Annotated in this window: 13 protein-coding genes; 6 read left to right on the top strand and 7 right to left on the bottom strand. The window is 61.3% G+C overall.

Features of this window, described 5'->3' with window-relative positions; genetic code table 11:
• Nucleotides 1-58: 58 nt before the first annotated feature.
• A complete protein-coding gene (locus tag AC07OO_RS11790; protein WP_495082297.1) occupies nucleotides 59-973 on the bottom strand; it encodes a LysR family transcriptional regulator in 915 nt (304 codons plus the stop codon).
• A gap of 107 nt (nucleotides 974-1,080) precedes the next feature.
• Here AC07OO_RS11790 and AC07OO_RS11785 point away from each other — a divergent pair, with 107 nt between their 5' ends.
• Genes AC07OO_RS11785 through AC07OO_RS11765 form a run of 5 tightly spaced genes read left to right on the top strand, consistent with a single transcriptional unit; the run spans nucleotide 1,081 to nucleotide 5,088 of the window.
• Complete coding sequence (locus AC07OO_RS11785; RefSeq protein WP_495082296.1) at nucleotides 1,081-1,749, top strand: RraA family protein; 669 nt, start codon at nucleotides 1,081-1,083, stop codon at nucleotides 1,747-1,749.
• The gene (locus AC07OO_RS11780) at nucleotides 1,746-2,414 is read left to right on the top strand and encodes an RraA family protein (protein ID WP_495082295.1); all 669 of its coding nucleotides are present in this window, start codon (nucleotides 1,746-1,748) and stop codon (nucleotides 2,412-2,414) included. The genes AC07OO_RS11785 and AC07OO_RS11780 overlap by 4 nt, the downstream gene beginning before the upstream one ends.
• Nucleotides 2,411-3,043 carry an RraA family protein gene (locus tag AC07OO_RS11775; RefSeq protein WP_495082294.1) on the top strand — a complete coding sequence of 211 codons (633 nt, stop codon included), beginning with the start codon at nucleotides 2,411-2,413 and terminating at the stop codon, nucleotides 3,041-3,043. The genes AC07OO_RS11780 and AC07OO_RS11775 overlap by 4 nt, the downstream gene beginning before the upstream one ends.
• Complete coding sequence (locus AC07OO_RS11770) at nucleotides 3,040-4,260, top strand: pyridoxal phosphate-dependent aminotransferase (RefSeq protein ID WP_495082293.1); 1,221 nt, start codon at nucleotides 3,040-3,042, stop codon at nucleotides 4,258-4,260. Before AC07OO_RS11775 ends, AC07OO_RS11770 begins: the two co-directional genes overlap by 4 nt.
• Nucleotides 4,261-4,269: 9 nt before the next feature.
• Nucleotides 4,270-5,088: an alpha/beta fold hydrolase gene (locus AC07OO_RS11765; protein WP_495082292.1), complete on the top strand. Its 819-nt coding sequence runs from the start codon at nucleotides 4,270-4,272 to the stop codon at nucleotides 5,086-5,088.
• A gap of 391 nt (nucleotides 5,089-5,479) precedes the next feature.
• On the opposite strand, the gene AC07OO_RS11760 is transcribed toward AC07OO_RS11765, so the two are convergent.
• The 6 genes from AC07OO_RS11760 to AC07OO_RS11735 form a co-directional block, all read right to left on the bottom strand.
• On the bottom strand, nucleotides 5,480-6,124 hold the full coding sequence (locus AC07OO_RS11760) for a 2-dehydro-3-deoxy-6-phosphogalactonate aldolase (RefSeq protein ID WP_495082291.1): 645 nt from the start codon (nucleotides 6,122-6,124) through the stop codon (nucleotides 5,480-5,482).
• On the bottom strand, nucleotides 6,121-7,047 hold the full coding sequence (locus AC07OO_RS11755) for a 2-dehydro-3-deoxygalactonokinase (protein WP_495082290.1): 927 nt from the start codon (nucleotides 7,045-7,047) through the stop codon (nucleotides 6,121-6,123). Before AC07OO_RS11755 ends, AC07OO_RS11760 begins: the two co-directional genes overlap by 4 nt.
• A gap of 27 nt (nucleotides 7,048-7,074) precedes the next feature.
• Nucleotides 7,075-8,079: a galactofuranose ABC transporter, permease protein YjfF gene (yjfF, locus tag AC07OO_RS11750; protein WP_495082289.1), complete on the bottom strand. Its 1,005-nt coding sequence runs from the start codon at nucleotides 8,077-8,079 to the stop codon at nucleotides 7,075-7,077.
• Nucleotides 8,076-9,143 (bottom strand): ABC transporter permease, encoded by a 1,068-nt coding sequence (locus tag AC07OO_RS11745; protein ID WP_495082288.1) that lies wholly within the window; start codon nucleotides 9,141-9,143, stop codon nucleotides 8,076-8,078. Before AC07OO_RS11745 ends, yjfF begins: the two co-directional genes overlap by 4 nt.
• The gene (locus AC07OO_RS11740) at nucleotides 9,140-10,684 is read right to left on the bottom strand and encodes a sugar ABC transporter ATP-binding protein (RefSeq protein ID WP_495082287.1); all 1,545 of its coding nucleotides are present in this window, start codon (nucleotides 10,682-10,684) and stop codon (nucleotides 9,140-9,142) included. The genes AC07OO_RS11745 and AC07OO_RS11740 overlap by 4 nt, the downstream gene beginning before the upstream one ends.
• A gap of 91 nt (nucleotides 10,685-10,775) precedes the next feature.
• Nucleotides 10,776-11,741, bottom strand: a complete 966-nt coding sequence (locus AC07OO_RS11735) for an ABC transporter substrate-binding protein (protein ID WP_495082286.1) — start codon at nucleotides 11,739-11,741, stop codon at nucleotides 10,776-10,778.
• 248 nt (nucleotides 11,742-11,989) lie between these two features.
• Between AC07OO_RS11735 and AC07OO_RS11730 the strand changes: the two genes are divergently transcribed.
• The gene (locus AC07OO_RS11730) at nucleotides 11,990-12,868 is read left to right on the top strand and encodes a hypothetical protein (protein WP_495082285.1); all 879 of its coding nucleotides are present in this window, start codon (nucleotides 11,990-11,992) and stop codon (nucleotides 12,866-12,868) included.
• Nucleotides 12,869-12,991: the final 123 nt, after the last annotated feature.

Below are 12,991 nucleotides of genomic sequence, written 5' to 3'. Positions count from 1 at the left end.
GTGCTGCTCAAGAGTGTGTTCGATGGATCAGACTCATCCCATCTCGCAAAACAGTACCTTACTGACTGGCCTTGGTCGATAGAGCAAACGGACGAATCTGGGCAATCACCGCATCGACCAAAGGATTCGGCCGGGCTTTGTTCCACGCCATCGCCGTGGTGACAACGTCCAGTTTTTCCTGCAATGGCCGCACCACCACATTCTCTGGCGCCAACTTCTTCAACACTGCAGGCACCAGCGCGATGCCTTGCCCACAACCGACAAACGCAATCTGCGACGCCACCGAACTGACTTCATGCACGATGCGGGGTGAAAACCCGTGCGTCTGGCACGAAGCAATCAAGTGATCAAAATACACCGGGCTGACCCGGCGCGAAAACATCACAAAGTCTTCCTCAGCAAGCGACGCAAGACGAATGCGCGCTTTTTGGGCGCTTGGGTGTGTGCGTGGTAGCGCGACGGCGAGGCGCTCCTGGATCAACGGCAGGGCTTGCACCGTCTCTCCCAGGTCGCCCTCCAGACGGGCGAAGGCCAGATCGATCTCGCCCGCCAGCAACAGCGGCACCGCGTCCACACTATCGATCTCCCGAACTGAAACCGTGAGCTGCGGATACTGGGACTTGAGCTTGCTGATGATGCCAGGGAGCACGTCCAGCATCGCGGAGGTGATGGCGCCCAGGGTCAGAACGCCGGTTTGCCCGGTGGACGCCTCACGCACCACAAACTCCAGGCGCTCCAACTGCTCGGCCAACTTCTGCACGGCGGGGAGGATCGCTGCACCCACGGGGGTGAGTTGCGCGCCGCGGCGCGAGCGGTCAAACAACTTCACCTTCAGCGATTGTTCCAGCACCTGGATCTGCTCGGTCAGCGGAGGCTGGGACATGCCCAGCCGCTCTGCGGCTTTTCTGAAAGTCTTCTCTTCGGCCACCACAAGAAAGAGCCACAGGTGGCGGATCAGGCGGAAATTGATCATGCTGTTAGTGATAGGTTTTCAGGAATGAAATGATCTGTTCTTAGGAATTTACATATCATATCGCTGGCCTCAGAGTCACGCCTATCCAAGCAACCTGAGGACCATCCATGACCCCATCCAGCCCACTGGAACGCCTGTCGGCACTTGATACCAACACGGTGTCCGACGCCCTGGACTTTCTCCACCTGCCGGGAGCAACCTTCGGTATTCGCCCGCTGTGGGACTGCCCCAAGATCGCCGGCCGCGCCAGCACGATCCAGTTGGGAGCCAAGACCGATGCGGCGCCCACGGTTCACCTGATCTCGCCGGTCATCGCCGACATCACCACCGGTGATCGCGTCCTGGTCATTGCCGGCGGGCTCGATGGCATTTCCTGCTGGGGCGACATCTTGGCCAACGCCGCGCAGGTGAAGGGAATCCGCGGTTCCGTCATCGATGGCAACAGCCGTGACATCGACGGCAGTGAATCGATTGGCTACCCGGTCTATGGGCGCGGGGTGACGATGGTCAGTGCGCGCAACCGCGTTGTGCAAGTGTCAGCTGGGCAACCGGTCAACGTGGCAGGCGTCACCGTGCAGGAAGACGACTACGTGATTGCGGACCGTTGCGGCACAGTTTTTGTACCTGTCGCGCACATTGCAGCAGTGCTTGATCTGAGTGAGCGCATCGAGCGACGCCAGGCGGGCATGGTCGAAGCCGTGCGATTGGGGCGCTCGGTGGCGGATGTCATGCACGACAAGGAATTCCAAGCCATCCAGTCGGGGAGCGCGCAATGACACGGCACGAAGACCAAGAACTCGTCGCCCTGTTCGCGGGCCTGGACACACCGGGCGTCTCGGACGCCATGGACAAGCTGGGCCTGCCCGGCCAATGCCTGGGCATCATGCCCCTGGACAACTACAAGGGCGTGGTGGTCGGCCCGGCCTTCACGGTCCAGTACGTGTCGGCCAGCACACCACCCGGAACCGTGGGCGACTTTATCGATGACGTCGCTGAGGGTGACGTGGTCGTCATTGCTAACAACGGTCGCACCGACTGCACGGTCTGGGGCGACATCATGACCCAGTACGCTGGCACCCGCAAGATCGCTGCCACGGTCATCGACGGCGTCTGCCGCGACGTGTCAAAAGCCCTCAGCGACAACTACCCGCTGTTCAGCCGGGGCCGCTTCATGCGCACCGGTAAGGACAGGGTGCAGGTGGAGGCCACGCAGGTACCGGTCTCCATCGGCATGGCGCGTGTTTGCCCACGCGACATGGTTGTTGCAGATGCGAATGGTGTCGTGGTGGTTCCCCGCGCACGGGCCCGAGAGGTTGCCGAGACGGCGCGGGCCATCGAACAGGTGGAAGCCAACATCCGAGCCCAGATTGGTCAAGGAAAGACGCTCAGAGAGGCCCGCGCGGCACTGGGATATCACACACTGCAAAGGAAGACAGCATGATGATCCCCACCCCACATATGGCTGAACGCTGCGTTCAACTCGGAAGCTCAACACTCTACGAGGCTTCGGGTTTGCCGTGCTCCGTAGACCCCGATATCCGCAGCCTCTGGGTTGGCGCCACCCTTGCGGCGCCAGCGTTTCCGCTGGTCTGCTCACCGGGTGACAACCTTTCCATCCACATCGCGATGGAGCGCGCACCGCGCGGCAGCGTGCTGGTCGTCAGCACGGGCAATTTTGTGGCTGGCTATTGGGGCGAAGTGTTGACCGTCGCCGCCGAAGCGGCGGGAATCGTAGGGCTGGTCATTGATGGCGGTGTCCGCGACGTGGCCGCCATGACCCGGCGCCGGTTTCCCGTCTTTACGCGGGGCGTCAGCGTGCGGGGAACGATCAAGGCCAGCAGCCCATCGGTGGGACAGAGCATGCTCCTTGGTGGTGTGCCCGTGGCCGCAGGCGATATGGTGGTCGCCGACGATGATGGTGTCATCATTGTCCCCGCCGCTGCGTTTGAGCACACCCTGGCCGCTGCTGAAACCCGGGCCAGCAAGGAAGCCGAGATGATGGTGCGCCTGTCCCAGGGAAAAACCACGATGGACCTGTTGGGTCTTTCCGCCTGGAGGGCGCAGCCATGAGCACGCATACACACATCCTGAACGTCAACCTGGCCCAGGCCCAACCCTCGGCCACCTACCGCATGATCGACCGCGTGGCCGCGCGTAGGGCATCCGGTGCCAATATCATTTCCTTGAGCGCGGGCGAGCCGGACTTTGATACGCCTGTACATATCCGTGAGGCGGCCATTGCGGCAATCCATGCTGGACACACGCGCTACACGCCGGTAGCAGGCATGCGTGCGCTGCGCGAGGCTGTCGCCGCCAAGTTCCGCAATGAAAATGACCTAGCCGGCACGACCTGGGAAGACACCATCGTGTGCAGCGGTGGCAAGCAGGTGATCTACAACGCGTTGGCCGCGACCCTCAATACCGGTGATGAAGTCATCATTCCGGCGCCCTACTGGGTCAGTTACCCGGAGATGGTGCAGTTGTGCGGCGCAGTGCCTGTGCTGATTCCGTGTGGCGGCGCAACCGGTTTCAAGTTGACCCCGCAAGCCTTGCACGCGGCGATTAGCCCCCGGACGCGCTGGCTGATCCTCAATTCACCATCCAACCCCACGGGCGCTGTCTACAGCCGGGATGAGCTCGCTGCATTGTCTGCGGTACTGCTCGACCACCCGCAGGTGCTGGTGCTGGCCGACGATATCTACGAGCATCTGGTCTTTGACGGCGCCACGTTCCATACGATGGCGCAGGTGGAGCCGCGGCTGCGCGAACGCACGCTGACGATGAACGGCGTGTCCAAGGCCTATGCCATGACGGGTTGGCGGATTGGTTTTGGCACCGGCCCCCGCTGGCTGATTGACGCGATGGAGAAGCTCCAGGGGCAGCAGACGTCGGGCGCCTCGTCCATCTCACAGCATGCGGCACTCGCCGCACTGACCGGGCCGCAGGACTTTATCCCCACATCCCGGTCGGTGTTTGCCGCGCGACGCGACATTGTGGTGCGGATGCTCAACGACACTCCGGGCCTGCAATGCGAAAACCCAGGCGGCGCCTTCTACGCGTTCGCGTCCGTAGAGGGACTGATTGGCAAAACCACGGCGGGCGGAACCCTGCTGACAAGTGATGAGGATGTTGCCTACGCCCTGCTCGACGAAGCCGGCGTGGCCATTGTCCATGGCAGTGCGTTCGGTCTTGGTCCTTACATTCGCATCGCCTATGCGCTGGACGACGATTCCCTGCGCCAAGCCTGTGCCGCAATCCAGCGTTTCTGCCAGCTTTCCACTTTCTAGGAGCCCACCATGCCTGAGCACGCAGAATTCACCAAGAGCCATCTACCGCTGTCCGTAGCAGGTGTTGGACTCGACATTGCAACTATCTTCCGCCACGGCGACCGTGCGCCCATCGTGTTTCTGCACGGTTTTGGCTCCACCAAGGAAGACTACGCGGACATTGTTCAGCACACCGCCTTTGATGGTCGGCCGTTTCTGGCCTACGACGCGCCCGGCTGCGGTGACAGCACATGTGCTGATCTGTCACAGGTCTCCATCCCTCTTTTGGTCGACACGGCACTGGCCGTAATGCAGCGACACGGGATAGAACGCTTCCACCTCGTCGGCCACTCCATGGGCGGGCTGACCGCGCTGATGCTCGCGCACCAGAACCCGGAAAGAGTACTGAGTTTTGTCAACATCAAAGGCAACATCGCGTCAGAAGATTGCTTCTTGAGCCGGCAAATCGTGGACCATCCCGAAGCGGACGCCGAGCGCTTCTTTGACGCTTTCATAGACCGGGTTCTGCACGCGCCAGCCTATGCCAGTGCCTTGTATGCCTCCCGCCTGCGCCACACCGTTCGCAGTGGCGCCGTGCGCGGCATTTTCCAATCCATGGTGGAACTGTCCGACAACGGCGACTTGATGCGCAAGTTTGTGGGCCTGGCATGTCCAACCATGTTTATGTATGGCGAGCAGAACCGGTCCCTCTCCTACTTGGACCACATCCAGGCGAATGGTGTCCGACTAGCCGAAATTCCGCAATGTGGTCACTTCCCGATGTATTCCAACCCGGTTGCCATGTGGGACGGGATCGCGGATTTCATTGCGGTAACTGAAGCCGCTTGATGAGCGAAAAGGTTGCGAATGGAGCGCGGCTTGGATAATTCACACGGATCCTTAGGTCCTCACTTAAGACGCCTGCCGATAAGTGAGCCGGATACCCGAAAGCGGTCATTGATAAACGGCAGCAATTGGCCCACAGCAGTACATTCCTCCGCCGTCTGCAAGACCCGCAAGGCTTCCCGCCCCCAATTGCCCAGCGAGTCGACATCGTTCCCCATGCCCGCACCCGTTAGCACCATGCGCTACGTTGTTGATAGCAATATAGCCATATCCCACGAGGGCTAGAGACCATTTTTAGTTGGAAATCGATATCTCAAGGGGTTTTTGGGCATTCCCGTCAATTTCAATATCACCGGCGATATCAAGTTTGTGGAAATTAGGCCAACCGACGCCGTCAGCCTTGGACTTCTCGCCAAGCTTGAACATACAAGCGCCCCCTGGCCAGCACCTCGCTTGCGGGTGTGCCCGGCGCATAGAGCTGACTGCCAATACCAAAGCCGGTAGCTCCAGCGGCAGCCCACGGCGCCATGCTCTCCGGCGTGATGCCGCCGACGGGCCACAAATCGGTGCCCGCGGGCAACACCGATTTCAAAGCCTTCAGTCCGCCATGCCCGACCATTTCTGCCGGAAATAATTTGAGCGCATGTGCACCAGCCTGCAAAGCCGCGAAGGCTTCGGTCGGTGTAGCAACACCGGGTGCGCACAGCATTCCCAGTTCCACGCCGCGGGCGATCACACGTGCATCGCAGTTGGGGGCGACCATCAGGCGTCCACCGTGGGCATGGACCGCTTCCACATCAGCCACGGTCAGCATGGTGCCGCCGCCTACCAGTGCATCGGCGGGTAGCATGCGGGCCAGTATTTCTATGCACTGCAGCGCGCTGGGGCGGTTCAGCGGAACCTCCAAGGTACGAAACCCACTTTCCAGCAGCGCCTCGCCAACGGCCAGTGCGTTGGCCGGGTCCAGGCCGCGCAGTATGGCGACCAGCGGCATGTTTCGGGTTTGAACCAGCCGTTGTTGTGGTGCAGTGTTCATCATGGGTGTTGGGTAGCAGATTGAATGCGGGCCACGGCCGCTAGAAAGGCCGCCTTGGCGTCCAGCACCTCGAAGCGCAGGTCGAACAGCGTGGCGGCGGCCTGGTAGTGCTGGGCAAGTTCGGGTGAGCCTATGAGTTTGAACGTGTCCATGTTGTGCGAGCCGGTTGGGGTTCGCCGCACATCATGGAGTTCACTGCCGATCAGCAGGCCACTCAAGTACGCCTGGCTGCTGGCGGCGGGCATGTCGCCGCACACTACCCTGGCACGGCAAGAAAAGAGTTGGTGGCTCAGCGCGTCTTTGCCGGCAGCATGCACACCGTCGGCGAATGCGCTCGCATCCCACACGGGTGCTGACTTGCCCATGGCCGTCGCCAGCGTGCCGTGCTGGCCCAGCAGATTGAACAGCTCGCCCGTCATGTAGGTGCGCAGTTGCAGGATGCGTCCGTGTTCCAGCTCGACCCATTTGCTGTGCGTGCCCGGCAACACAAACCAGCCGCTGTGGTGGCCCAGGGCCAGTGCACCCAGCAACTGGGTTTCCTCGCCCCGCATCACGTCGGGCTGGCCCCACTGGTCGCGGATGCAATAGCCCGGGACGATGACACAGCGCGCGGCAGTGGGCACGTCCGGCACCGCGAACAGGTGTGCGGGCAGTGCATCCAATGCAATACAGCCGTCCACATACGGCACCTCGTGCCAGCCCAGCGCACTGCCCACCATGCCGGACAAGACCACCAGTTCCGGCCTTCCCTGCAACTGGTGCAGTGCTGCGTGCAGTGCGGTAGCGAATCGCCCCTTGCATGCCATGGCGCCGTCACTGTCGGCGAAGGTGGCTACACATGCACCGCCTGCATCTAGCGCATAGGCGCGGCGGTGCGTGGTGCCCCAGTCCACACCAACGACTTTCACTTTTTCGTTATGCGTCATGTTTTTCTACTTGGCCAAAGATGTGCACTATTGCGACTTGCGCCCCGACTCAAACACCCGTTGCAGCACACAAAATACAAACAGCAGCACCCCAATCACAATACGCGTCCACCACGAGCTGAGCGAACCGTCAAACATGATCAGCGACTGGATGATGCCAAGCGTGAGCACACCAAACAACGTGCCCACCACATAGCCCACGCCGCCACTGAGCAGCGTGCCGCCAATCACCACGGCGGCAATCGCATCCAGCTCCAACCCCACGGCGTGCAGGCCGTAGCCCGACAGCATGTAGAACGTGAACACCACGCCACCCAGCGCCGAGCAAAAGCCGCTCACGGTGTAAACCAGTATGGCGGTGCGGGCCACCGGCAGACCCATCAGCTTGGCCGAGTGTTCGCTGCCGCCGATGGCATACACGGTGCGGCCAAATTCGGTGCCATGGGCCACGAACATGGCGACGGCCAGCACCACCAAGGCCAGCAGCGCGCTGAGTGACAGGGCGGCACTGTCGCCCCACAGTTCGACGCGCATTTGCGCCAGCGCGGTGTAGGCCTCGTCGGTGATGCTGATGGAATCGATGCTGATGAGGTAACACAGGCCACGCGCCAGAAACATGCCCGCCAGCGTGACGATGAAAGGCTGCAGGCGAAAGCGCTGGATCAGCCAGCCCATGAAGGCGCCGAACAATGTGCCCATGGACAGCACCAGCGGGATCGCCAGCCAGAGGCTCCAGTGGCGATGTTCCACCAGCGCCGCCAGCACCATGGTGCTGAGTGCCACCACTGAACCCACCGACAGGTCGATGCCACCGGACAGAATGACGAAGGTCATGCCCACCGCCACAATGACCAGGAAGGCGTTGTCAATCAGCAGGTTCAAAAATGCCTGGGCCGAGAAAAACCCGGTGTAGGACACCGAGCCAAACACGGCCATCGCCAGGAACAGCGACACCGTGGCCGCCAGTGGCATGAATTTAGGGTCCAGCCGCCAGCGCCGTGTGGATGTCGTCTGCGTGAGGTTGTTGCTCATGCGCGGCTCCCTGCTTCTGGGCGCACCACCCATGTCCGCACGGCACTGCGGAAGTCGGCCGACTGCAACAGCATGACCGCAAACACCACGGCCGCCTTCACCACCAGGTTGATCTCGGGTGGCACCCCAATCGAATAAATGGTGGAGGTCAGCGTCTGGATGATGAGTGCACCCACCAGGCTACCCGCCAGACTGAAGCGCCCACCGGTGAGCAAGGTACCACCCAAGGTCACAGCCAGAATCGCGTCCAGCTCCATCAGGTTACCGGCGTTGTTGCCATCGGCACTCTTGACGTTGGAGCTGATGATCAGGCCCGCCACCCCGGCGGTCAGGCCGCAGAAGGCATAGACACACACACTGATCAAGCGCTCACGCACACCGGCCAGCCGCGCGGCGGCCGGGTTGATGCCAATGGCCTGGATGAACAGGCCCAAGGCCGTGCGTGTGACTGCCAAATGCACCAACAGGTACACCGCAGCCGCAATGAACAGTGCAAACGGCAAGCCCCACAGGAAACCATTGCCGATGTAGAAATAGGGGGCGTAGTACACGGTCACGATTTGCCCGCCCGTTGCCAGTTGTGCAATGCCGCGCCCGGCCACCATCAGGATCAGCGTGGCGATGATGGGCTGCAGCCCGATCTTGGCTACCAGCAAGCCATTCCACAAACCACAGGCCAGCGCCACCAGCAAGGCGCACAGGATGGCCAGCGGCATCGGGTAGTTGCTCACGTGGGTGGGCACACCGTCGTGGATGACCAGCTTGCCGCCAATCATCAACGCCGCCACCGAGGCACTGATGGCCACCACGGCGCCGACCGAAATGTCTATGCCCCGCGTAGCGATGACCAGGGTCATGCCCAGCGACACCAGCATCAGCGGGGCCGAGCGGTTCAGGATGTCGATGATGCTGCCGTACAGGTGGCCATCGCGCCACTGCAGCACCCAGAAGCCCGGGTTCAGGCTGGCGTTGACGGCCAGTATCAGCACCAGCGTGACCAGCGGCCACAGCAGCGGATGCGCCCGCAGGCGTTGGGCCCAGGAGCCCGTGTTGTGCGCAGTCATGCCTGCCCCGCAATCATGGCGTAGACCGCGTGGTCGGTGGTGCCGGCGGGCAGTTCACCCACCTTGGCGCGGTCACGCATCACCACGATGCGGTCAGATACCCGCACCACCTCTTCCATCTCCGATGAGATGAACAACACGGCCATGCCCGCGCGGGCCAAGGTCAAAATCTCGTTCATGATTTCCTGCTTTGCCGCGATGTCTATGCCGCGGGTCGGTTCATCCAGTATCAACAGACAGGGCTTGGTCGCCAGCCAACGCGCCAGCACCGCCTTTTGCTGATTGCCGCCTGACAATTGACCGATAGGTGTTTCGATATCGGCGGTCTTGATGCCCAGGGCCTTGACGTAGTGCAGTGCCAGTTGCGCCTGCTGCGCGCGTGACATACAGGGCCACAGGCCTTGGCGCGCCTGCAGCGCCAGCGCAATGTTTTCGCGCACCGAGAGTTCGGCAATGATGCCCTCGGCCTTGCGGTCCTCGGGACACAAACCCAGGCCCAGACGGATGGCCTGCGCCGGCGAATGCAGGCGCACGGCCTTGCCCTGCACCGTCATCTCGCCGGCATCGCTGCGGTCCAGGCCAAACAAGACACGCGCCAGCTCGGTGCGCCCCGAGCCCAGCAAGCCCCCAAGCCCCACGACCTCGCCCCGGCGCAGAGCTAGGTCCAGCGGTTTGACATGGCCTTGCCGCGCTAGGCCATGCACCGTTAGCACCTCGGGCGCCTGCGCGAGGGCATCCTCTTGTGTGCTGGCGTGTGGCGTCAGACTGTTCACCATCTCGCGGCCCACCATGGCCGCAATCAGCGCGCTATGGCCCAGATCGGCGGCCCGGTATTCACCCACCAGTTGGCCATTGCGCAGCACTGTGATGCGATCACACAAGGCATATACCTGATCGAGAAAATGCGTCACAAAAAGAATCGCCATACCCTGCGCACGCAGTTGGCGCAGTACGGTGAACAGGCGCTCGACCTCGTCGTCGTCCAGGCTGGAAGTGGGCTCATCCAGAATCAGCACCCGCGCCGAGATGCTCAGGCCCCGCGCAATGGCCACCATCTGCTGCACCGCCACCGAATAGCTGCCCAGCGTTTGCGTGACGTCGATGCTGAGGTTCAGCCGCGCCAGCAAGGCGCTGGCGTCGCGGTGCATGCGCGCCCAGTCGATGGCCCAGGCACCACGGGCGCCGCGGCGCGGGTAGCGCCCGGCAAAGATGTTTTCCGCCACCGACAAATTGGGGCACAGGTTGACCTCCTGGTACACCGTGCTGATGCCCAGTTGCTGCGCCTCCAATGGCGAGGCCGCGGCGATGCGTTGCCCGCCCAGGCGCATCTCGTCCTGGTCGGCACGGTGCACGCCGGTCAATACCTTGATGAGCGTGGATTTGCCCGCGCCGTTTTGCCCCATCAGGGCATGCACCTCACCGGCGAACAGGCGCAGGTTGACCCCGCCCAGCGCCTGCACGCCCGCAAAATGGATGGCAATGGCGGACAACTCCAGCACGGGCTGCGCCGCGCCGGTGGGTGTCTCGTGGTGGACGGTCATAGTTTCTTTGTTGGCTCATGCAAAACAAGCCGCAGAGCGGCTTGCTTCAATCAATATACGCCCGGGCTCATTGCACCCGGGTCAAACCGGCTCAGTACTTGCGTGACGGGAATTCCTTGGCCGCCACTTCCATGGGGAAGATACCTTCCTGCGTCACGATGCGGCGGGGCAGGGTCTTGCCCGCCACCAGGTCTTTGACGGCTGACATCAGTTGCGGGCCCAGCAGGGGGCTGCATTCCACGGTCACATCCATCTTGCCGGCGATCATGGCTTCGAACGCGCCCTTGACGGCATCTACGGAGATGATGGTGATGTCCTTGACCGGCTTCAGTCCTGCTTCTTCAATGGCCTGAATCGCGCCAATGGCCATGTCGTCGTTGTGTGCATACAGCACATTGATTTTCTTGCCCTCGGCCTTCAGGAAAGCCTCCATCACTTCCTTGCCCTTGGCGCGGGTGAAGTCACCGGTTTGCGAGCGGATGATCTTGATACGCGGCTCGGCCTTGATGATTTCCTCAAAACCCTTTTTGCGGTCAATGGCCGGGCCCGAGCCCACGGTGCCTTGCAGCTCGACCACGTTCACATCACCGGTGGTGTTCTTGACTTTTTCCAGCAACCAGCGGCCGGCCTTGCGGCCTTCTTCGGTGAAGTCGGAGCCCATGAAGGTCACATACAGCGAGGTATCTTTGGAGTCCACCGAACGGTCGGTCAAGATGACCGGAATCTTGGCAGCCTTGATTTCCTTGAGCACCGTGTCCCAGCCAGACTCCACGACCGGCGCGAACGCAATCACGTCCACTTTCTGCGCGATAAAGGAGCGCAGGGCCTTGATCTGGTTTTCCTGCTTCTGCTGGGCGTCGGAAAATTTCAGCGTGATGCCTTCCTTGGCGGCCGTGTCCTTGATGGAGTTGGTATTGGCGCTGCGCCACTCGCTCTCGGCACCGATCTGGCTGAAGCCCAGCACGATTTTCTTTTGTGCAAAAGCACTCAGGGGCATGCCCACTGCGAACGATGCCGCAACCAGTGTGGCAATCAGCGTACGTCGGTTCTGTGTCATCAAAGTCTCCTCTTGTGTTGTATGGAGCGCGATGATACGGACGCAATTGATATACATCCAATTGATATTTGGAGACTATTGATGTGTAAAGAAGGATTGGTGAAAACCCTGAATTTCGGCGGAAAAGTTGCGCAACGCTGATCATTGCCTTCTCACGCGTGGGAGGAAAAATATTTGAAAAAATTTAACCCCGTATGGCGGCCTCGCTCGTTCCACCCCGTTCCATAACTTTTTTTGGGGGAATCAGCATGCAGTTGAGTTTTTGCGGTGTTGTACGGGCGCTGGTTGGCGCGGGTTTGCTGTTGGGGGGGATGGCCCAAGCCCAGGAAGTTGTCCAGGCGACGCGAGCCGATGACCGGGTGCAGCCCGCCTACGTGCTCGGTGCCAATAGCCAAAAGTGGCCGGGGGGGCAGTTCAATTGGTACTACAACCCGCAAAACCAACCCGCGAACCTGACAACGGCTGCGGTTCTGAATGCCATTCAAACGGCCGCTGCACGATGGAGTGGAATGTGCAACATCACGTTCAACTACATGGGGCTTACCTCGGCGGCGCCGTATCTGGCCACCGATCCCTCTGCAATTGACAGGATGAATGTGATTGGCTGGGGTGTTTTGCCGGGCAGCAGCACCCTGCGTGCCAACAACAATAAGTGGTATGTCGGAACGGCGATGGTCGATGCCGATGTGATGATGAACACGACACTCAGCTGGACGGCCGAAAATGTCGATGCGCTGATGACCCAGGCCTTTGGCAGCAATATGGGCTTGAATGGGTCCAACGTTGCGAATTCGGTGCTGTCAGCCAATGTGCCCCATGACCCAGTGTTCCTGAGGACTCTGCGCGGAGACGATGCCCAGGGTTGCGCGGCGCTCTATGGCGCCGCCAGCACTGCGGAGTCGGACCGTGCCTTCAATTGGGCGGAATCGTTCTACCCGCAATTTTTGGCCCCCGCACCAGCCGTATCCGGTACTTACGCGGGCTACTACTACCGTTATTACCCGGCCATCCAGTCTTATGTAGGAACCAAAGAAGGGGCGGTGTATTTCATGGGGCCCGACGGTGTCATCCAGAGTCTGGGCCCGCTTAGCGGCTTTACCAGCCTGGCCCAGAGCGCCGGGTTTTAAGAGTTAGCTGTCGCGCCATCGTGCGGGGCGGGTGCGAGATTGTTATCTCGCCCCGCCCCTGGGTGGTGTCTGCGGACCCAGCGGTTAAGATTCCAAGCGGCACAAAGATCGGGTTTCATCGCG

The sequence above is a fragment of the Rhodoferax sp. GW821-FHT07G04 genome (assembly GCF_059418585.1).
The sequence above is the reverse complement of the archived record's forward strand: the minus strand, read 5'-3'. Positions and strand labels throughout refer to the sequence as shown.